The sequence below is a fragment of the Brevibacillus sp. NSP2.1 genome (genome assembly GCF_000470975.2).
Lineage (GTDB): Bacteria > Bacillota > Bacilli > Brevibacillales > Brevibacillaceae > Brevibacillus > Brevibacillus agri.
Genome location: NZ_CP048274.1, coordinates 2735518 through 2758670 on the forward strand (window position 1 = coordinate 2735518; position 23153 = coordinate 2758670).

At 57.1% G+C, this 23153-nt stretch carries 6 protein-coding genes; all 6 read left to right on the forward strand.

Annotated elements, in window-relative coordinates; genetic code table 11:
• Positions 1-30: 30 nt before the first annotated feature.
• Genes M655_RS13685 through M655_RS13710 form a run of 6 tightly spaced genes read left to right on the forward strand, consistent with a single transcriptional unit; the run spans position 31 to position 23102 of the window.
• A complete protein-coding gene (locus tag M655_RS13685; protein WP_035422708.1) occupies positions 31-7731 on the forward strand; it encodes an SDR family oxidoreductase in 7701 nt (2566 codons plus the stop codon).
• Positions 7724-14725 (forward strand): non-ribosomal peptide synthetase, encoded by a 7002-nt coding sequence (locus tag M655_RS13690; protein WP_026557210.1) that lies wholly within the window; start codon positions 7724-7726, stop codon positions 14723-14725. Before M655_RS13685 ends, M655_RS13690 begins: the two co-directional genes overlap by 8 nt.
• Positions 14726-14754: 29 nt before the next feature.
• Positions 14755-19089, forward strand: a complete 4335-nt coding sequence (locus M655_RS13695) for a type I polyketide synthase (RefSeq protein ID WP_026557209.1) — start codon at positions 14755-14757, stop codon at positions 19087-19089.
• A gap of 32 nt (positions 19090-19121) precedes the next feature.
• Entirely contained in the window at positions 19122-19601 is a 480-nt protein-coding gene (locus M655_RS13700; protein WP_005834032.1) for a type II 3-dehydroquinate dehydratase, read from the forward strand.
• Positions 19591-22008 (forward strand): excinuclease ABC subunit UvrA, encoded by a 2418-nt coding sequence (locus M655_RS13705; RefSeq protein ID WP_026557208.1) that lies wholly within the window; start codon positions 19591-19593, stop codon positions 22006-22008. The genes M655_RS13700 and M655_RS13705 overlap by 11 nt, the downstream gene beginning before the upstream one ends.
• A complete protein-coding gene (locus tag M655_RS13710) occupies positions 21978-23102 on the forward strand; it encodes a cysteine peptidase family C39 domain-containing protein (protein ID WP_235694776.1) in 1125 nt (374 codons plus the stop codon). Before M655_RS13705 ends, M655_RS13710 begins: the two co-directional genes overlap by 31 nt.
• Positions 23103-23153 lie beyond the last annotated feature (51 nt).

Below are 23153 nucleotides of genomic sequence, written 5' to 3' on the forward strand. Positions count from 1 at the left end.
TTCGATTAAACTCGAAGCGGTGATACGAGGATGGATAAATTGAAGAAGTACATTTACGAGCTGGTCGCAGACCGGAAGCTATCGGCCAAGGAAGCGACGGCATACATCACGAGCCTGCAAAAAGCAAGCGAAGCAAAAAGCGATGACATCGCGATTATCGGCATCGCCGGACGCTTTCCCAAGGCGAATACGGTACAGCAGTTTTGGGAAAACATTCGCTTTGGCCGAGAATGCCTCGACGACTTTCCTGTCCATCGCAAGGAAGATGGACAGGCGCTGTTTTCCGACCGGAGCTTTGCGTACAAACGCTTCAAAAAAGCGGGCTATTTGGATGAAATCAGCTTCTTTGATCCAGACATGTTTCGCATCTCGCCAAAAGAAGCCTTGTCCATGGAGCCTTATCAGCGAATCATGCTGGAGCTTGCCTATGAGACCATGCTCAATGCCGGGTACGAGACACGGGAGATCATCGGCTCCAAGACAGGCGTTTTTATCGGCAAAGACCATGTGACAGGGATCGAGTACCGCCACTACGTCAGCCCGGATATTTTCAGCCTGACCGGCTCGTGGCCGGGAATTTTGGCAAGCCGCATCTCGTACGTCTACAACCTGAAAGGGCCGAGCATCGTCTTCGATACATCGTGCTCGTCCGGGTTGGTAGGCGTTCATTTTGCATGCGAATCGTTGCGCAGAAATGAATGTGAGATGGCATTTGTAGGCGGCATCAGCGGCCTTTTCTATTTTCCGCCCGTTAAAGAAGACGGATCGCTCGATCAGGTCGAATCCGCCGAAGAGAAGATTCGCGCGTTTGACAAGGAAGCGACAGGCACGGTATGGGGCGAGGGGGGCGGAGGGCTGCTCTTGAAGCCGTTGTCCAGGGCGCTTGCGGACAACGACGTGATTTACGCCGTCATCAAAGGCAGCGGGATCAACAACAACGGCCTGTCCAAAGGCATTACCGCCCCCAACGGGGAGGCGCAGGAAGCGCTTTTGAAAAGCGTCTGGAAGCAGGCGCAGATCAACCCGGAAACGATCCGCTACATCGAAGCGCACGGAACAGGCACGGTGCTGGGCGATTCCATCGAATTACAGTCGATCATCAACGCCTTTCAAGCTTTTACGTCCAAAAAGCAGTTTTGCGGGGTCGGCTCGGTCAAGACGAACATCGGGCATCTGGTCGGAGCTTCCGGGATTGTCTCGCTCATCAAGGCAGTGATGATGCTCCGGCATGGGGAAATCCCGCCTTCGCTGCACTTCCAGTCGCCCAGCCCATACATGGACCTGACCAACTCGGCCGTGTTTGTCAACGACGCGCTGACGAAATGGGAGCAGCAGGACCAGCCTGTTCGCATCGGGATTAACTCGTTTGGATTCAGTGGAACGAATTGCCACGTTTTGCTCGAGGAACCGCCCAAGGCCGTCCGGCAAGCCAGCCGCGGACAAGACAGCTACTTGCTTGTCCTGTCGGCGAGAAGCGAGCAAAAACTCCAGGAGCTGGCGAAGCAATACCAGCAGTTTTTACTGGCAAACCGGGACGTCCACCTGGGGGATTTGTGCTTTACCGCCAGCGCGTCGCGCCATCATTATGCGCACCGGGCGACGATTGTGTTCGACAGCTATGAAGATTTGTTAGTGAAGGTAAATGAGCTGAAAACGGCGAACCGCGTATCCGCGTGGACGGCAAACCCGGCGATCCGCTACCAACGGCACGAAGTCGTGCCGGACAACAAGCAGACAGTCGAGGCGTGGGAAATCAGGGAACGAGCGAAAAAATCGTTAGATAGGCAAGCAAACGAAGCGATCAAGGAATGGATCGGGAAGACATCTGACCAGAGGCTGATCTGGGAGCAGGTCGCGCCGCTGTACATACAAGGAGCAACCATTGACTGGGGGATGCTTTACTGTGGTGGCCGCAAGCTGGCGCTGCCGGGAAATATACTGGAGCGGCAAAAGTTTTGGCCCGCAGGCGCACAGCCCAAAAAAGCAGAGGCAGACTTTCTTTACCAAGTGGCCTGGAAGGAAGAAGCTCTGCCCGCCACAGACAGCGAGCAGCAAACGGCTTGCGATACGGTGCTACTGATTGTCGATGCGGCAGATACAGCCATCTGGCGGGCGCTTTTTTTGCAAAAACACCAAGCGAGACGCCTGGTGACAGTCGAGCTGGGAGCGCGCTCTGCGCAAGTCGCGCCAGACTATTTCCAGGTTTCGCGCACGCTGGACGATATCGCCGCCTTTTGCGCGCAGCTCGATTTGGCGTCGCTCGCTCAGATTGTGTTCATGCCTCCGGCTCGCGCTGCACTGCCGGAGTCGTTGGCCGCTTTTCGCTCGGCCATGGAGCAGACCGCCGGGTCGCTGCTGCTTTTCGCCAAAGCGCTCGCTACGACAGGCAAGCTGGCAAACGAAATCGACGTCGTCCTGCTGACGCAAAACGCTCAGGCGGTACAGCCGGGCGATGCGGCCTGCGATCCTTTTCACCATATGCTGGGCGGACTGGGAAAATCGCTTCGCCAAGAAAACTACGGCTTGTCCGTGCGCCATATCGACATCAGCCCGGACGGCTTCGCGCCTGAGCCGCTTTTCGCCGAGCTAGGGCGGAAAGGGACGGACTACTCCGTAGCGCTGCGCCAAAACCGTCGCTACATCGAAATTATCGAAAGAGCAAAGCAGACGGGCGCGCAGGAGGACAGCTTCGCGATCGAAGCAGGCGATGTGTTTCTGCTAACGGGCGGGCTGGGCCAGTTGGGAACGGAAGTATGCAAGTACTTGAGCCAGAAAAACAAAGTCAAGCTGATCGTGCTCGGCAAGACGATGCTGCCGGACCGGGAGACGTGGCCGGCCGTGCTGCGGGAGTCGCCAGACATAAGCTTGGCGGATAAAATCAATGCGGTGCTCGCTGTGGAAGCGCTAGGCTCCACGCTTGACTACCACTGTGCAGACATATGCGACGAAGCGCAGTTGCAGCGAACCGTTCAGGCGATCCGCCAGACACACCAGCGGCTTGCCGGAGTGATTCATTGCGCGGGCATAGGCGTTGGCGAGCTGGAAGATGCGGCGCTCGGCGAAGCGGAGTTTGCGCGCAGACATGCCGTGAAAACAGACGGGAGCTGGCTCTTGTACACGCTTACGCAGGAGATCGACACCGGGTTTTACCTGTTCTTTTCCTCGGCGGTATCCGTCACGGGTGGACGCGGGGCGCTTGGCTATGCCACTGGCAATGCCTTTTTGGACGGCTGGGCAGAAGCGATCAGGCGGCAAGGCAAAAAAGTATTCTCCATCAACTGGGCTACGTGGGAGGAAACGGCCGAGCGGCTTTCGATGCAGGAGGAACGGCACGTTTTCAGCTTTCTGCCTACCCATCAGGCGCTGCAAGCGCTCGACTCGATTCTCCGCCGCCAAATGTTCCGGACAATCGTCGGCCAGTTCAATCAGGCGAACGAGCTGTTAGAGCTTGCGCACATCTGGCCGTTCCGCTTGGCAGATGAAGTGAAGAAAGACGTGTTCCGCCAGACGGCAAAGCCGGGGCGTGCAGCCGCCGCACCTGTACCCGTGACGCTCAAGGAGCAGGACGGATTTACCGCGACGCAAAAAGAGCTGGCACAGGTATGGGCAGAGGTGCTCGGACTGTCCTCGATCAGCCTGTTCGACACGTTCCATCAGTTGGGCGGCGATTCGATCCACGCTGCCCAGTTGTACAAGCAGTGGAACGAGAAGTACCCGGGCACGCTTCACGTCGCAGACCTTTACCTGTATCCGACCATTTTTGAAATGGCGAACTACTTGGACGGCAAAAAGGTGCCAGAGCCTGCCGCGCTTACCGTCGAGTCGATCCTCGAAGGGTACAAAACGAGCAAATACTCGCAGGAGGAAACCAAGCGGCTGCTGGAACAGTGGACCGCTTTTTCAGCAGGCGAGACTGCGCCGTCCGAACAAAAGGACGAGTACGCGATCATCGGCTACGCCTGCCAATTTCCGCTGGCGGAAAACGCCGAGCAGTTTTGGACCAACCTGACCGCAGGCGTCAATGCGATCCGCCCGTTTCCCGCCTCCCGAAGAAAGGATACCGACCGCTTTTTGAGCGCAACCCAAACCTACTGCCAGGGCGGCTACCTGGAACAGATCGACCGCTTTGACTCCGCGTTCTTCCACATCGCGCCCAAGGAAGCAGGGCTGATGGACCCGGAACAGCGCCTGCTTTTGCAAAACGTGTACGAGGCCCTGGAAACCAGCGGGCTTGGCGGGAAAAGCCTGTTCGGGACGAAAACGGGCGTGTACATCGGCAAAGACACGACCGGGCGCAACGAGTACAACAACATGATTGATATTCAGCACCCGTTGAAGGTCACCTCTGGCTCGACAGGCATACTCGCGAGCCGGATCGCCTATTTCCTCAATCTGAAAGGCCCTTGCCTCGTTGTGGACACAGCGTGTTCCTCGAGTCTTGCAGCACTGTGTCTGGCCGCCCAGGCTTTGCAGGCGGGGCAAATTGACGTGGCGATTGTAGCGGGCGTTTCTCTGGCCTATTTGCCGACGCAGCACAATTCGCTGATTGATTCCGCCGACGAGACGATTCGCCCGTTCGATGCGCAGGCAAACGGCACGATGTGGGGAGAGGGAGTAGGCACGATTGTGCTGAAGCAGCTCGATCAGGCGGTGCGCGACAACCACGCCATTCACGCTGTGGTCAAAGGCTCGGCGATGAATAACAACGGAGCGTCGAACGGTATTACCGCACCGAATGCGGAAGCGCAGGAAAAAGCGCTGGTCGAGGCGTGGCAGGCAGCCAAGATTGATCCCGAAACGATTACGTATCTCGAGGCGCACGCCACCGGAACGAGATTGGGCGATCCGATCGAGCTGAAGGGCATCGCCAATGCTTTTCGCAGATTTACCGATAAAAAGCAATTTTGCGGGGTCGGTACGGTAAAAGCGAACATCGGCCACCTGGTCGGAGCGTCGGGGATGGCTTCGGTCATCAAAATGATTTTGGCCTTCAAGCACGGGCAATTGCCCCCGGTCGCCAACTTCCGGCAGCCGAATCCGTTCATCGAATTTGCCGATTCTCCGGTCTATGTCAACGACAAGCTGCAGAAATGGCGTGCAGCCGAGACGCCGCGCCGATGTGGCATCAGCTCGTTCGGATTCAGCGGGACGAATTGCCATGTGCTGCTGGAAGAACCGCCTGCGTCCACTCCGGCGAAGCGCGAGAGCAGTCCGGGCTGGCAGCTTCTCGCATTGTCGGCGAAGACGAAAAGCTCCTTGCGCGCGCTACTCAGCCGCTACGCCCGATACCTCAACGAGACGCCGGCGGTCGATGTGCCCGATTTGTGCTATACGGCCAATGCGACTCGCGGCCATTACGAGCACCGCGTAGCGATCCTGTTCCGCGATCAGGCCGAGCTGCGGGAAAAATGCAAATACGCGGACGCGACAGGGCTGGAACATACGCAGGAGGCTGCCGAGCGCGGGATTTTCTACAAGGCGAGCCGCGTCATCGTGGACGAAAACGATCCGTCTGAAAACGGGATCATGGAGGAAGAAAAAGTCAAGCGGACGGCGCTCGCGGAAAGAACGATCCGGCAATACAAGGAAAACGGAACCGCTTTTGCGCTGGACAGCCTGCAAAACATCGCCGCCATGTACACGGACGGGGCCGATATCGAGTGGCAGCGCCTGTATGCAAAAGAGCAGCACCACATCATCGCATTGCCAGCCTATCCGTACGAAGCGGTCCGTCACTGGATCGGGACCGGGCCGCAAAACTCCGAAGGCCCGGCGCAAACAACAGACACATGCTATCGCCTGCATTGGGTGCGCGACGACAAAGCGACAGCGCCGTTGCGGCAAGCTGGCGCGAAACCGGGCACGTGGCTGTTTTTGAGCGGAACGGGCTACAGGAGTCATGAGTTGCTCGTGGAGCTACAAGCGCGGGAAGCGGATGTCATCGAAGTTGCTTTCGGCGCTGCTTTTGAAAAAGGCGGCGATCATCAATACAAGATCGGCTCGGCGGACGATTTTCCGCGCTTGCTGCAAGAGCTGGCGCACCGGGACATTCGCCACATCGTCCACTGCATGGGCATGACGGAGGAGAAGCTCGCATGTGCGGACGACTTTCACGAGTGGGAAAACCGGAGCGTCTACAGCTTCTGCCAGCTTGTGTGCGAGCTGTTGAACCAGTCGTATCACCAGGAGATCAACCTGTATCTTTTGGGCGACCAGGCGTTTTCGGTGACCAGGCGAGAAGCCGCCTTGAACCCGCAGCACGCCGTTTTGTTCGGCCTGGCAAAAGTGGTCGCGCAGGAGTACCCGCAGTTGAAATGCCGCTGCATTGATCTGGACAGCGCTACTGCGCCGTCTACGCTCTGGGCTGAGTGGGAAGCGGGAGAGGAAGACTTCCAGGTGGCGTATCGGGAAAATGTCCGATATGTCGAACGGCTGGAAGCGCAGACGCTGCAAGCGGCAGAGCCGCAGGCCGTCTCCATCCGGGAAAACGGCGTCTACCTGGTTACGGGCGGGCTTGGCGATATCGGGCTGCAGGTTGCTCATTATCTCGGCAACAAGCAGCCCGTGCACCTGTGCCTGCTCGCCAGAAGCGCCTTTCCTGCGCGCGAGCAATGGGCCGAAATTGTCCGGGAGCAGCCCCATTCCGCACTGGCGGGCCAAATCGGGCAAATCCGCAGCATCGAGGACAGCGGGTCCAGCGTAGAAGTGCATACGGTGGATGTGGCCGATGAGCGCAGGTTGGCCGATGTGTTGCAGACGATCCGCCAGCAATACGGTGCGATCCATGGCGTTTTCCATTGCGCGGGTGTGGCAGGCGAAGGTCTGCTCATCAACAAAGGACGAGCCAAAATCGCGCAAGTGCTCGCTCCAAAGGTCGTCGGCACCTGGCTGTTGGACCGTTACACCGAGCAGGACCGCCTCGACTTTTTTGTCCTGTTTTCCTCGGTAACCAGCTTGCTCGGCGGGCTCGGACAGGCGGATTACACGGCGGCCAACGCCTATTTGGACGCGTTTAGCGACTACAGGCAAGCCAAAGGCCGACAGAGCGTGACGATCAACTGGCCTGCCTGGAACGACACAGGCATGGCGGCGCGATACCGCATCCAGAAAGAGGCTTCGCCGTTTTGCGGCATGCATCCGGACAAGGCGATCGGCATTTTGGATGCGGTGCTGAGACGAAAGCTCGCGCGCGTCATCGTCGGCGAACTGAACGAGGCGCATTTTCAGACCCACCGCTATCCGTTGCCTTTTGCCATCTCGCCGGAAATCAGGAGCATGTTCGCGCGTCCTGTTGCTTGGGAGCCGGAGACAGCGGACGCCACACCGCTTGCGCCGATGCTCACAGGCAGGACCGACCACACGTACAGCGCGGTGGAAACGCGCCTGGCCGCCGTTTGGCAAAAAGTATTGGGGATCCCGGAAGCGAATGTGTACCAGTCTTTTCAGGAGGCAGGCGGAAACTCCATTCTCGCGACCAGTCTCGTCAAAGAAATCGAGCAGCTCTACCCGGGGCGGATCAACATCGCCACGCTGTTCGCCTATCCTTCGATTGCGAAAATGGCGGAATATCTGGAAAACAAGCCGAGTGCCCACGAGACGCCCCGCAAGGCCGGACAGAGCGAGACTGTCCCCTTGCAGGACAAACTGAGCGATTTTCTCAAGGGCAATGTTTCGATGGAAAACATATTGGACTACCTAGACCAGAAAGAGTGGGGAGAAGAAGATGAGTAGCCGAAAAGAGATGAATGACAGCATCCTGCAACTGCTGAAAGCGGGACATCTCAGCCAGGAAATGGCGGTTTCCATTTTGGAAAAGCTGAATCGCCATCCAGAGCGCAAGAGCCGTCAGGACATTGCTGTCATCGGCATGGCCTGCCGCTTCCCCGGAACGAGCAGCCCCCAGCAGTTTTGGGACAATCTGGTCCAGGGAGTAAACAGCATCGGCTACTTTCCGGAAGAGCGGTTGCGCGATTTGTCCGGCTTCCTGCCAGAGCTGGAAGAGATGCTGGAGAGCGCCCATCACCAGGCTGGCTACCTCGATCAGATTTGCTGCTTCGATCACTCTTTTTTCCAGATCGGACAAAACGAAGCGCTGGCGATGGAGCCGTATCAGCGCCTGTTTCTGGAGACGGCCTACCACGCGCTGGAGGACGCCGGATACGGGGGAGCGAGGCTGAAGCATTCCAACACGGGCGTGTTTGTGGGACTGGAGACGGCTTACCAGTCCCATTATCGCTCGCTCTTGCAAAACGAAGATATTTCTTCGCTGGTCGGCTCGCTCGTGGGGCTGTTGTCCAACCGGATTTCGTATTTTCTGGACTTGCGCGGGCCTGCTTTCGTGCTCAATACGGCGTGCTCATCGGGGCTTGTCGCCTTGCATCAGGCGTGCACGGCCCTGGCGAACAACGAATGTGAAGCAGCGCTGGTCGGCGGCGTGAATCTGATGGTCATTCCGCAGGTGACCGGGAAGCTGCACGATCTGGAGACGTCGGACGGCAGAGTGAAGGCGTTTGACAAACAGGCGGACGGAACGATCTGGAGCGAAGGAATCACAGCCGTGATGCTCAAGCCGTTGGCGAAGGCGCGCGAGGATCGCGACCCGATCTACGCGGTTATTAAAGGAAGCGGCGTCAATGCCGACGGCGCTTCCAACGGCTTGACCGCCCCCAATCCGGATGCCGAGACGCAATTGTTTTTGCGCACGTGGGAAAAAGCCAAAATCGATCCGCTGTCCATCTCGTACATCGAAGCGCACGGCACAGGGACGCTGTTGGGCGATTCGATCGAATTGCAGGCGATCAACGACGCCTTTCAAAAATCTGCGTCCCGGCCCCATGTGTGCGGGATCGGCTCGGTCAAGACGAATATCGGCCATACGGTTGCCGCATCGGGTCTGGCGTCGCTCATCAAAGTCGTGCTCGCCCTCCGGCACAAAAAAATTCCCGCTACGCTGCACTACCAGTCTCCGAACCCTTTTCTCGATCCGCGCAACGCTGCGGTCGAAATCGTGACCGAGCTAAGAGACTGGAAAAGAGGGGGCACCCCGCTGCGCGCAGGGGTCAATTCCTTTGGCTTCAGCGGCACCAATTGCCATGTCGTCGTGGAAGAGGCGCCGGAAAGCGACCGCCCGGAAACGGAAACAGAAGCGGAGCCGTTGCCGCCGGTGCATCTTTTGACGCTCTCCGCCAAAAGCAAGTCGTCCTTGGCGGAGTTGCTAAAAGCCTACCATTCCTATTTGCAAACTCACTCATCCATAAATCTGGCGGACTTGTGCTATACGGCAAACACGGGTCGCGGGCAATACGAAAACCGGGTCGCGTTCGTATTCCAGTCGATAGAAGAGTTGCGGCAGCAATTGCGCGTAGCCGATTTGTCCGGAGCAGAAGGGGCGAAAGACAAAGGAATGTACCTCTTTGAGAGTGCCGAATCCAGCCGTGACGGCAGCACTCCCGCCAGCTCTTTTGCTGGCTTGGGCGAGCATGCCGAGACTGACGGTGACGGCTGGCTGACGAAAGCGTCGCTGGAAAAGCTGGCGGAGCAATACGTCGCGGGAATGTCGATCCCGTGGGAGACGGTGTACCGCCAACCGCGGCAAAAGCTGAATTTGCCCGTGTATCCCTTTGAAAAAATCAAAATCTGGCCGACGGCGGACAAAAAAGCGCAAGGCCCTTTGCCAAGCGCATCGGGAACAAGCGGGCATGCGAGCGAAGCGCCAGCCGCACTACCCGCAGCCGAGCAGGCTCTCTATCAGCGCATCCAGTGGGTCCCTGCCGAGCCTTTGTCCACACAAGCACAGAAACGAGCGAAGGTGCTGGTCATCACCGACTCTACCGATTGGGGCTACGAGCTGGCCGACGCCATCGCGACGCACAGCGAGCGCGTCGTGCATGCCCGGCTGACGACTTCCTATCGCCAAGAAAGTGCCACCGAGTATGGGCTTACTTGCTCGCAAGCCGATTTTGAGCGGCTCATTCGCGATACAAGCGAGGCTGCTTTTGGCAAAGTCGTATTCGCGGTCGTAAAGGCGCCCGGATTGGCCAGCGACGATGCCGAGCAGCTTTTGCACGCGCTGTTTTTCTTGACGAAAGCATTGGCGAAAAATCGTCCTGCCCCCAGCGAAATCGTCTTGGTCGGGAAAAACGCCCAGCGGGTTCTGCCGGACGATCACACCGTCCAGCCGGAGTTCGCGGCCTTGTTCGGAATGGGAAAAGTCATTCGCGAAGAGTACAGCGCACTTCCTTGCAAGTGCATCGACTTCGACGATGCCACACCTGTCAGCGACATCGCGGCGGAAGCGTTGGGCAGTAGCGGACATTACCAGATCGCGTATCGTTCTGGACAAAGATACTATCCTGAGCTGGCGCAATTGGATTTGTCCGCAGTCGACGACAGCGGCCTGCGCTTCAAGGAGCAAGGGGTGTACGTCATTACAGGCGGCACGGGCGGCATCGGCTTTGCGCTTGCGAAGCATATTGCCCAGCACCACCGGGTAAAACTCGTTCTCATCAGCCGCAGCGCATTGCCCGAGCGTGCCCTGTGGGACGAGTTCAGCCAGCACAAGCACGATAAGCAGGGCAGGCTGCTTCACCATCTGCAAAGCTTGGAGAGCAACGGCTCCCGGGTGTTTACATACAGCGCCGACGTAGCCAACCGGGATGAGATCGCCGCGGCTATCCGCGACATCTACCGCATCCACGGAAAAATCGACGGCATCATCCACGCAGCAGGCTTGCCGGGCAGCGGTCTGCTCGTCGACAAGGACGAAGCCGATTTTTCGGCCGCGCTCGCTGCCAAAATCAGAGGGACGCAGCATCTGCACGCGCTGACGCGGGAAAATCCGCCTGAGTTTCTCGTGCTGTTTTCTTCCATCGCGGCGGTGGTCGGCGGGATTTACTTGGGCGATTACGTCGCCGCCAATTGCTACCTGGATGCTTTTTCCGGCGTCGCAAGCGCGCCCACGCGAATCATCGCGATCAACTGGACGACGTGGATGAATACAGGCATGGCGAAAAAGGCAGGAGCGAGCCTCGATGCTGCTTTTCGCTCCCTCTCGCCTCGCCGGGCGGTCAAAGCGTTCGAGCATGTTCTCCGTAAAAACTTGTCCAACGTCGTCATCGGGGAAATCAACACGGACAATGACTTGTTCTGGAACAGCAGCCTGCCGATCGCGCTTGCCGCGGGGATTCGGGCGAAAATCAGGCTGCCGGAGGTCGAGATTCAGGTAGAGCTGACGGGCCGGGCGGATGGCGGCTATACCGAGCTTGAACGGCAGCTTGCGCAAATTTGGGGAAACGTCTTCCGGCTGCCAACGATTGATATACACGATCAGTTTTACGAACTGGGCGGAACCTCGATCATGGGCATCAAGATCGCCAACCGGATTAACGAGCAATGCCAGGTCACCCTGTCGGTGCAGGATGTGTTTACGCATTTAACCATCCCGGACTTGGCCGAGTTTGTCTCGCAAAAACAACGGGAGCGAAGCGGGGAAGACGTTCCGCAGCAAAGAGAAGCAGCGCCAGACCAGCGGATCATGCCGCTGTCGCACGCACAGCGACGCATATGGTTTTTGCAAAAGATGACCCCCGAGCTGGTCGCCTACAACTTGCCGTTTATTCGCACGTATGACATGGCCATTGACGTCGCGCTGTTGGAGCAGGCCGTCGCCTATCTCGCAGACAGACACGTGATGCTGCGCACGAGGTTCACTCTGCAAGACGGAAGTCCTGTGCAAGAAGCGCTGCCGAAGTACCGTCCGACGATCCAGGTAATCGACGCAACGAAGCAGCCAGACCAGGCGCTTTTTGTGGAAAAAAGCATTCATGAGCAGAAAATGCAGCCGTTTGATCTGGAATCGCCTCCGTACCGCATCTATTTGTACCAGCTTGCCAAGGAGCGCTTTTGCCTTTACGTCAATTTTCACCATGTGATTACGGACGGCTGGAGCATCGACATTTTTTACCGCGAGCTGTTTGGCATTTACCAGTCGCTTTTGCAAGAGCAGCCCCCAAGGCTGACCGAGGCGAAGCCCGATTACTTTGATTGGATTGCTGCCCAAAAAGAATGGGAAACGAGCGAAGAGTTTGCCAAGCACGAAAGCTACTGGCTTTCCGAGCTTGCCAAGCCGTTGCCTACGCTGTCGCTGCCGACTGACAAAAAACGGCCGCCCGTCCAGACGTACAACGGTAGCTACCACAAGTTCGAAATCAGCGGAGCGCTTTATGAAACGCTCAAGCGCCACGTCGAGCAGCAGCAGATTACGTACAGCAACGTTTTGCTGAGCGCCTACTTCCTGCTGCTGCACAAGCTGTCGCAGGACGACGAGCTGATCGTCGGTGTACCTACGGCTGGAAGAAACCAAAAGAAATGGGAAGAAGTAGTGGGGATATTCATCAACACTTTGTGCATTCGCCTTTCTTTTCAGGACGTCGCGACGTTTGCCCAGTTACAGCATGCTGTCCAGCAAAAAGTGTGGGCGGCGATCGACAAAGCGCAATACCCGTTTGACCTGCTGGTGGAAAAGCTTAATCCCGAGCGTGATTTGGCACGAAATCCCGTCTACAACGTGCTGTTCCAGTTTTTTGACAAGCTGCATCTGGAAAACGACGGGATCAGCCAGTTTGAACTCAGTTGTCTCGCGAAGGAAGGCGATCAGCGGATCGAGATTTCCTTTGAGTACAACTCGGACTTGTTTGCGGACAGCACGATCCGGCAGTTTGCCCGCTTTTTCCTGCACATTCTCGCGCAAGTGACGGAGCGTCCGGAAATGCCGATCAAAGAAGTGGCTTTGCTGACTGGCCTCGAGGCGGACGAACTGCTGCACCGTTTTCAAGGGGCGCACCTGGACTGGCCCGAGCCGCTGCCGCTCCACCAGCAATTTGAAGCCCAGGCGCAAAAAACGCCGCATGCGATCGCGCTGGTCTGCGAAGAGCAGCAGATGACGTATCAGACGTTAAACGAACAGGCCAATCAGCTCGCCTGGCTGCTCATCCGCAAGGGCGTCGGCAATCGTGTGCCCGTCGGCATTTTCGTCGACAGAGGTTTGCAGCCCGTCGTCGGCATCCTCGCTATTTTGAAAGCCGGTGGTGTCTATGTGCCGCTCGATCCGGGCTATCCCGAGGAGCGAATCGCCTACATTCTCGCTCACAGCGGAGCCAGACTGCTTTTGACCGAAAATCGCCTGCTCGAAAAAGCCGGGCGGATCGGACAACAGCAGCAGGTCGACATCGTCAATCTGAGCGTGTTCCAGGAAGCAGCCGCGACGGAGGCCGCTTTCGAGACAACTGCCAATCCGCCGACGGAAAGTTGCGGCGCTGACTGGATGTATATCATGTACACCTCCGGCTCGACAGGCAAGCCAAAAGGCGTGCCGGTTACCCATGCCAACGTCCACAATTTTGTGGCGTGGAGCATCGCTGACTTCCAGTTGCGATCAGACGATGTATTCATGCTCGTCACGTCCATCAGCTTTGACATCTCGGTCTTTGAAATCTTCGCCGCGCTGCTATGCGGAGGGCAGCTTTGCATCGTGACGCAAGAGCGGCTCCGGGATATGGACGGATTGCTCGCGTACATGGAGACGCAGCAAGTTTCGGTTTGGCATTCCGTCCCGAGCTTGATGGTACAGCTCACTACGTTTTGGAAAGCCAACAAGGAGCGGTACGGTCATTCTCCCGTGCTGCCAGCGCTCAGGCATGTGCTGCTGGGTGGGGAAGCGTGGAGCTTCGCCCTGGCGAAACAGGTGCGGCAGATGCTGCCGTTTGCCGACATTTGCAACATGTACGGACCGACCGAGACGACGATCTGGGTGTCCAGCTACAAGGTGGAGCCAGACGCAGACGCCCCTTATGGAGCTGTACTCATCGGCAAGCCGATTGCCAATAATCAAATCATCATTTTGGCTCCGGACGGCAACGTTTGTCCGCCGGGCGTGATCGGTGAAATCTACGTAGCAGGCCGAAATGTGACCAGCGGCTACTTTCAGGACGAGGAACGGACGAGACAAGCGTTCATCCGGCGAGCCAGCGGCCAGCTTTGCTACAAGACAGGCGATCTCGGTCGATACTTGCCGGATGGCAACATCGAATTTGTCGGCAGAAAAGACCAGTTGGTAAAAGTGCGCGGCTACCGCATCGAGCTTGGCGAGATCGAGCATGCGCTCCGGGATGCCGCGCCGCTTCAGCAGATCGCCGTGACGACGGTAAAAGACGGGGAGACAAGCAAAATCGTTTGCTACTACACAGCAGACAGACCGCTGCCGATGGGCCAATTGAAGGAGTACGCGCGGAAAAAACTGCCGGAGTACATGGTTCCCGCCCAATTTTTCCATGTCGAGCGATTTTGGCTGACTCCGAACGGCAAGATGGACTGGAAGGCAATGGAGCAACATTGCCAGCAGTTGGACGCGGGGCCTCTGTTTTCGGAAGCCCGGGACGACGTCGAGCAAAAGCTCGCGGAAATATGGAGCAGGCTGCTTGGCGCGCCTAGCATCGGGATTCACGACAACTTTTTTGACATCGGCGGAAATTCCTTGCTGATCGTGCAGTTGCAGGAAATGATTCAGACGGAGCTGTTCCATGAGCTGTCGATTGTGGAGCTTTTCCAATATACGACGATCGAAAAGATAGCCGAACAGATCAAAAGAACGGCCGTGAACCGATCCAGCGTGGAAACGGGACAAAAAAGAGCGGAGCTGCGCAAAAAACGAAGAACGATGCGAAGCTAGGGAGCCGTTTGGGGGAAAGGAAAATCGGAATGGAAAATGCGCATGCGCCAAGCGAGAAAATCGCGATCATCGGCATGGCGGGAAAATTTCCGCAAGCCGAAAATATTCGTAAGTATTGGAACAACCTGGTGGACGGCGTAGAAGGAATCCGCTTTTTCACAAAAGAGGAGCTGTTGGAGTCGGGCGTAGACCCGGCTCTGCTCGCTCGGCCGGACTACGTCCCCGCTTGCGGTCAACTGGCAGGGATCGAATGGTTCGATGCAGCCTTTTTCCACTATACGCCGCGGGAAGCCGAGATTATGGATCCGCAGCAACGGCTGTTTCTGGAAGCTGCCTGGAATGCCCTCGAAGATGCCGGACAAAGCGTGTCGCAGCTTGAGGGTGCGGTGGGCGTGTTCGCCGGAATCGGCGCGAACAAATATGTGACGCATGTGGTCAGTCGCCCCGACTTGTTGCGCATTTTGGACCATCGCCAAATCGAGGTCGGAAACGACAAAGACTTTTTGACGACGCGGGTTTCCTACAAATTGAATTTGACTGGCCCGAGCTTTTCCGTTCAGACGGCTTGCTCCTCCTCGCTGGTGAGCGTGCATCTGGCGTGCCAGAGCCTGCTGAACGGGGAGTGCGACATGGCTCTGGCAGGAGGCGTGTCCGTCCAGTTTCTCGACAAGCACGGCTATTTGTACAAGCAGGGGGGCATCGAATCGCCGGACGGACATTGCCGCTGCTTCGATGAAAAAGCGGAAGGGACCGTCTTCGGCGACGGCGTGGGCGTCGTTGTGCTCAAAAGGCTGGACGAGGCGCTGCAAGACAAGGATCATATCTACGCGGTCATTAGCGGTTCAGCCATCAACAACGACGGCGCAGGCAAAGTCGGATACACCGCGCCTGGATTCGAGGGCCAGATTCAAGTCATTTCCGAAGCGATGGAAGTGGCCGGAGTGACTCCGCACGAGATCGGGTATGTGGAAGCGCACGGCACGGGGACGAAGCTGGGGGACCGGGTAGAGATTGCCGCCCTCAAGGAAGTGTTCAAGGAGCGCGATCCGGCCGATCCGTGTTACATCGGCTCGGTCAAGGCGAATGTGGGGCATTTGAACACCGCTTCCGGCATCGCGGGCCTGATGAAGACCGTTCTCGCCATCCACCACGAAACGATTCCGCCGCTCTTGCACCTGCAAAAGCCGAATCCGCAGCTCGAATTGGAAAACAGCCCGTTCCGCTTGAATAACACCCCGGTAAGGTGGCAGGCGGATTCGGGAAAAAGAGTGGCAGGCGTCAGCTCTTTTGGCATCGGCGGGACCAATGCGCACGTCATTGTCGAAACGGCTCCAAAGACGCCAGCCCTAGAAGCGGCGAGCGAGTGGAATCTGCTGGCGATTTCGGGGAAAACCAGTGCGGCGAGACAGCGAAACTATGAAAATGTGCTGGCTTATCTCCGCGAGAATCCCGAGGCAAGCTTGTCGCAAGTCGCCTACACGCTGCAAACGGGCCGGGAGCATTTCGATTTTCGCGGGATCGTCCTGTGCCACACGGAAGAGGCGGTTGCCCATCCGGATGCGCTGCGGCTTGTTTGCAGCGAAACGGAGGAAAGCGCGGAAGAGAAAGCGGTCGTCTTTGTCTTTTCCCCGGCGGGAATCGCGTGTGGAAGCACGGCCCGCGACTTGTATCGGCAGTTCCCTTTCTTCCGCGAGCAGATGGACCAATGCTTCCGGTTCGTGGAGCGGGTGCTGCGGCTGGATGCCAAAACATGGCTGGAAAACGATTCGCCCCATGGCCCAATCGCCCAATTCATCCTGGAATACTCGCTGGCGCAGCTATGGCGTCACTGGGGAGTGACACCAAAAGCGCTGGCAGGAGATTGGCTCGGAGAATACGTCAGCGCGTGTCTCGCAGGCGTTTTGGCTTGGGAAGACGCTTTGAAGCTGCTCTGTTTCCGTGGGGACTGTGCTTATGCCATCGCGCTTGGCAAACCGGGCATTCCGTTTTTGTCGAACAGAAGCGGCACGTGGATCACCGAGGAGCAGGCCAGCTCCATGGACTATTGGCGGGAGCTGGTCAGCTTTTCCGGTCAAGGGGTGGATGTGGCTAGCTTGCCTGTGCTCGCCCATGTGCAAAAGCCGGTATTTCTCGAAGTCGGCCCAGGGAAAACGCAGCTTGAACGGCTGGCAGCAAGCGAACGGTTCCGTTCCGCGCCATTGCTGCCGTCCTTGCCCGCCCCCGGAGAAAACGAATCGGCCTGCAAGACGATGCTCGCTTCGTTAGGGCGACTGTGGCTGTACAAGGCGAACATCCGCTGGAAAAACGTCCATGCGCCAGCGCACCCGAGCCGCCTCCCGCTGCCGACCTACGCTTTTGAGCGGCAGTATTACTGGATTGAGCGGGCGTTCGCTGCGCCTGCGGAGACGCTTGGCAATGAAAAGCGTCTGCCTCCCTCTACGCTCCTGATAAGACAGGGCGGCGAGTTCATCCAGGACGGCCAGGCCAGCTACACGTTACAAGCGCACCAGATGCGGCAAGTAGAAGAGTTGTTGGCGAGCTTTGCTGCTGATTCTCCCGGAGAAAAGCTCGCACCGCTCGCCAGCGCTTCGGCTTCCGCTCCGGCCACCGAGCAGCAGCCGCGCAATCAGCGTCAGGAGGACATGGCTTCGTGGCTGTGCACAATTTTGGAGGAGTTGCTCGGAAAAAGCCCGATCAGTGTGGCAGACGACTTTTTTGACCTGGGCGGCGATTCCGTGACGGCCATCCAGTTCGCTTCGCGTCTGAAAGAACATCACATTGAGATTGCCTCCGATCTGCTGTTTGATTACCCGACGATGGAGGAGCTGGCGCGGCAGATTCGGCTGGGGAGCGACAGCCAGCCGTCCACGGAAACATTGGCGGGGGGTTACCCGACGACGCAGGAGCAGCAGGCGCGGCAGATCAACCTGAAAAGCACCAGCCAACCATCCGCCGAAGCCCTGCCAGACTCCGCCCCAAGCACGCTGTTCTACAACGTCGACCAGGCCGACCAGGAGATTTTACTGCGTACAGTGGATACACGGGAAGTCGAAAGCGTCTATCCGCTCACCTTCATGCAGTTACTGGTCCTGAACCACAACATTTTGCACGCGCGGCAAGGCACGGTCAGCCTGCTCGCGTTCCCGATTGCAGAGGAACTGAGGCTTGACCATTTCCGACTGGCCTGGCAGCGGGTTATCGACCGCCATTCCGTGCTGCGGACTGGATTCATCTGGAGAAAAATATCGCATCCGGTTCAATTCGTGAAAAGGCATGTCGACGTTGCCATCGACGTGCTGGACTGGACGAAGCTGTCTGCGGACGAGCAAAAGCAAGCTTTGGCCGAATGGATCGCGCAGGAACGGCAAAAGAGCTTCAAGGTGGACGAAGTTCCGCAAATGCGGTTTCAGCTCATCCAATACGACAAGGCAAGCTACCAGTTTGTCTGGACGTATCAACATTCCTTGTTTGACGGCTGGAGCATGAATCTCATTTTGCAGGAAGTGTGGGCGAACTATCAGCTCGGCGAAGCGCTCATCCGCGAGCCGCAGACGCCCGCGACGCCTTTCCTCGATTATGTCAAGTGGCAAAAAAGGCAGGACGACCAGGAAGCGCGGCAATTTTGGACAGGGGAGCTGGGGCCGTTCCGCTATCGCGAACAGCTTGTGCCGACGACACCGAGCCAGCGCAGCGGCTATGTAAGCGCCGTGAAAAGTGTTGCTCTGGCACAAGACGAGGTCTATACTGTAAGAGAATTTTCCAGAAAGAACCAAATAACGCTAAATACGGTAGTCTTGGGTGCGTGGGGCTTGGCGCAGGCGCGACTGCTCGAACAGCGCGATGTCCTGATCGGGCTGATGACATCGGGACGCGTCCCGGAAATCGGGCAAATGGACAAAATGGTCGGACTGTTTACCAACAGCTTGCCCGTCCGGCTGACCTACAACGACGCGGACCAGGTCAAAGAGTGGTTTGTCGCCTTGCAGAAAAAAATCGTGCGCATTCGCCGCTACGAGCATATTACGTTGCAGCAAATGGCGCAGTGGTCGCAAATTCCGCTCGATTTTTTGCAAACCGTCATCAATACGCGCAGCCTGGTTTATACGCACTTTCCGTTCCAGACGCAAGCTGGCGAGCAAAAGCCGTTTCAGGCAAAGAGCAGCGGGCAGCTTCACCTTCCGCTGCGCCTGTTTGTCAACCCGTCCGAGGACCGCTTCACGCTCCGGGCGGAATACGACAGCAGTCAATTTGCCCACGATGCGGTCGCGCAACTGCTGGAGGAAGTAAAACGTCTGGTAGTGGCCGTCCCGCGAGCTGACGGGATTGCCGATTTGTGGGCAGAGGCAAAAAATCAGATGAAGTAAGGCGCATGCCACGTAGGAGAATGATAAACGCTATGAGAATTGCAATCGTAAACGGACCGAACATGAACCTGCTCGGATTGCGGGAAACCGCGATTTACGGAACCGTCACCTGGAAGCAAATCGAGGACAGGCTGTACAGGCTGGCGGGCGAGCTGCAAGTGGATGTCCTCTTTTTCCAATCCAACCACGAAGGCGAAATCGTCGACTTTTTTCAGCAGCAACTGCACGACCTGGACGGCGTGGTGCTGAATCCGGCGGGATTTTCCAAGACCGGTTACTCGATACTCGACGCGCTGGCCGCAGTCGGCATTCCCTATATCGAGGTGCACATGTCCAACATTTTTGAACGGGGCGGCTGGCATGCCGAATCAATTTTCTTCGCCAACGCTGTGGGCCACGTGATCGGCTTGAAGGCCAATGTGTACGAGCTTGGCTTGCGAGGGATCGCGCAGTACGTAAAAGAGCAGCGAACATCGATCAGTGGGAAGGAATGGAGAACGGGTGCACATTGAAGTCTACAACGCGAAGCTTCACAATCTGAAAAACATCACCACGACGATTCCGAAGCATCAGTTTATCGTCGTCACGGGAGTTAGCGGCTCGGGGAAATCCAGCTTTATTTTCGACACCTTGCACCACGAGGGGCAGCGGATTTACTTGGAGGCGCTGGGCATCGCGCACGATGTCCTGCACTACGACTCGTTTGACATGATTCAGGGACTCAGCCCGACGATTGCCGTGCAGCAGCGAACTGTCAGCAATCTGAATCCGCGCTCGGTCGTCGGCTCCGTCACCCGCATTTTGAACCTGCTGGCGATCATTTACGCCCAGGAAGGACAGCGGGCAGGCAAGGAGATAGCCTCGCACCAGCCAGACGAATTTGTGCCGGGGCTGTTCATGTTTAACTCCCCGCATGGCTCATGCCCGGCCTGCGGCGGCAGGGGAAGTGTCGTCGAGGTAAACGTCGAGAAAATTTTGCCGTCGGAGCGCGAAACGATTGAACGGTGGCATCAGTTCGCCTACCAGTTCCCGCACGCGAAAAATGAGGAAAAGGAGTACGTGTACAAGCGCCTCGATAATTTCAGCAAACATTTTCAGGTGAGCGCGGACACGCCTTTTGCCGAGTTGCCGCCGGAAGCGAAGGAAGCGTTTTTGCATTATCGGCCGAAGCGGACGCAGAGCAAAGGCCACCTGATTTTTTACGGAGTCACTGTCGTCATTGAAGAAAAGCTGAAAAAGATCAATCTGCAGCAATTTCCCGATCTGCAGACGACGCGGCCGTGCACGAGATGCCAAGGGTTCCGGCTCGGGCCAAAAGCGCTCTCGATTACGATTGGCGACAAGCATATCGGACAGCTTTGCCAGATGAATGTCAGCGACCTGGCGGCATTTCTCCGCCACTACCAGACAGCGCGGCCGCATACCCCGTTTATTGCCCACTTGCTCGGAGAGATTTTGCGCAAGCTGGATTGCCTCGAAACGGTCGGCTTGTCCTATCTGAACCTGTATCGCGAAATCCCGACGTTGAGCGGAGGGGAGACACAGCGGCTGCACATCATGTCTCACCTGTCGGCAAAGGTCGATTCGATCATCTACATTTTTGACGAGCCGACCGCCGGGCTGCACGAAAAAGAAAAAGAAAAGATCATCGAAAGCTTCCATCGGCTAAAGCAGCAAGGCAACACGGTCATTGTCGTGGAGCACGATGAAAGCGTCATCAAGCACGCCGACTACATCATGGACTTCGGCCCTTTGGCTGGCCAACTCGGCGGCTCTATCGTCTACCAGGGGAGCTACGCCGGCTTTCTCCAGTCGCGCGAATCAATCACGGCCCGGTATTTGCGGAAGAAAAAGCACCCGCCAAAAGAATACGCAAGCGGCGTGGACGCATCCGCTCCCAAGCTGTCGATTTGCAACGCGCGCACGAACAATCTGAAAAACATCGACGTCGCTCTTCCTTTGCGTGCCATCGTCGGCATCAGCGGGCTGTCTGGCAGCGGAAAAAGCTCGCTGGTGATCGACACGCTTATCCCTAAGCTTCAAGCAGCGTTGAAAGCAAAAGCGGGCAAGCAAAAGCAGTTGCTGGAGGAAGAAGAGCACGACAGCGATTACGCCCATGCGCACGCCGATGCCAGGCTGGAAGGCGCGGAAAACGTCGACGGCTGCATCGTCGTCACGCAGAAGCTGGCGCGGCGCCATGAAAACTCTTGCGTCGCCACGTTTTTGGGGGTGTGGGACCACATCCGGCAACTTTTTGCCGCGCAGGAGGAGGCCATCGCCCGGCAGTTTACGCGCAGTTCTTTTTCGTTCAACTCGACAGGCTCGTGTCCGATTTGCAACGGAAACGGGCAAATCAAAAGATGGCTCGGGCAGTTGACGTTCAGCGATCCGTGCCCTTCCTGCCGCGGCAAGCGATTCAAGCAGGAAGTGATGCAGGTTCGCTACAAAGAGCGCACGATCTCCGACATTTTGGAGATGTCGATTTCCGAAGCGCACGCGTTTTTCTCTGACCACGCCAAAATCAGCAAGATGCTCGGCACGATCGAGGAACTCGGCATGGGCTATATTCTCATCGGGCAAAGCCTGACGACGTTGAGCGGGGGAGAAGCCCAGCGGCTGAAACTGGCGCGCGAGCTGGGAAAAAGCAGCAAGGGAAGCTTTCTGTACATTTTGGACGAACCGACTGTCGGCCTCAGTTACTACGACACGGAAAAACTGCTGGTCATTCTCGGCAAGCTGATCGCCAGCGGACATTCCGTCCTGCTCATCGAACACGATCCGTACGTGCTGTCTTACTGCGACTATTTGATCGAGCTTGGGCCAGGCGCGGGGCACAAAGGCGGCGAGGTCATCGCCAAAGGAACGCCGGAGGAGATCAAGCAGTTCGCTTGCTCGATGATCGGTCCGTTTTTGGACTAAACGGCACGCTTGCTTGCAGCCATGCCCGCAAAATCATGATTCGAAACGGAAAAGAGGAGATGCTTGTGGAGAGCGTAACGCTGCCAGTCGTCCAGCCGCCGATTTTCGGCTATCAATTTTTTGCCTTTCCTCTATGTATCGTCTTGCAGGACAAAAGAAGCCTGCCCTGGCTGTACAGCAATTTTATCCAGGTGTGCTTCGACAAGCGCCCTGATCCGCCTGTTCCGTTTACGTTTTACATTCACGACTATACGTTGAACCCATGGCTGCACGTCGAGCATTTGCAAAGGGGCACGATGAACATCGTCCAAAGGAACATCGTCGAGTTTGTCCGCGATTGCCTCCTGGACGGCTACTATGTGTACCTGAATGTCGATGAGTACTACATTCCCGAGCGCGCCGTCTATCAAAAAAGCCATCTCTCCCACGATGTGCTGGTGCACGGCGTCGATCTGCAAAACGAAACCTTTCAATTGCTGGGCTTTACAGACAAGCAGATGCTCGCCACCACGAGCGCGTCTTTTCAAGCGTTTGCGCAGGCGTATGACAGCATCGCCCGGATCGACCACCAGGCCATTTGCAATCGCATCTATTTGTACAAAATCAAGGAAACGGGGGCGTATGCGTTTGATCTGGCATTGGTGCAGGAAACGCTGGAAGAGTATTTGACTTCCGGCAATACGTCCAGCAGATTTCGCATGGTCGCCAACCCGTGGGATCATTGCGCCTACGGATTGGACACATATCGTTGCCTGCAAGACTATTACGAACGCTTGCTTGCGGGCAAGGCAGGCTTCGACGTGCGCCACGTCCACAGCTTATGGGAGCACAAAAGCTTGATGGTCGCCCGGATCAAATACATGCAGGAGCACACCGACTATCTCGACTCGCCCGACCGGCTTCATGCGGCGTATAGCGAAATCGAGCGCAAAGCGCGGAACGCGCGCAACTTGACGCTCAAGTTTTACATGCAGCAGGAGGAGGCGACGCTGCATAAAATCATGCGCTACCTGGAAGAAATCGCGGCTGCGGAAGCGCTGGCGATCGAGCAGTTTTTGACCGTGCTGCGCAAGCACCAGCCGCAACTGTCGTAGAAGCCGTCCATTTTTTTGCCCGCAAAGCCTTTGCGATTTTCATAACAGTGA

Coding starts and splice junctions, on each gene's coding strand:
- M655_RS13690 (WP_026557210.1), top strand. CDS start 7,724: ATGAGTAGCCGAAAAGAGATGAATGACAGCATCCTGCAACTGCTGAAA.
- M655_RS13685 (WP_035422708.1), top strand. CDS start 31: ATGGATAAATTGAAGAAGTACATTTACGAGCTGGTCGCAGACCGGAAG.
- M655_RS13700 (WP_005834032.1), top strand. CDS start 19,122: ATGAGAATTGCAATCGTAAACGGACCGAACATGAACCTGCTCGGATTG.
- M655_RS13695 (WP_026557209.1), top strand. CDS start 14,755: ATGGAAAATGCGCATGCGCCAAGCGAGAAAATCGCGATCATCGGCATG.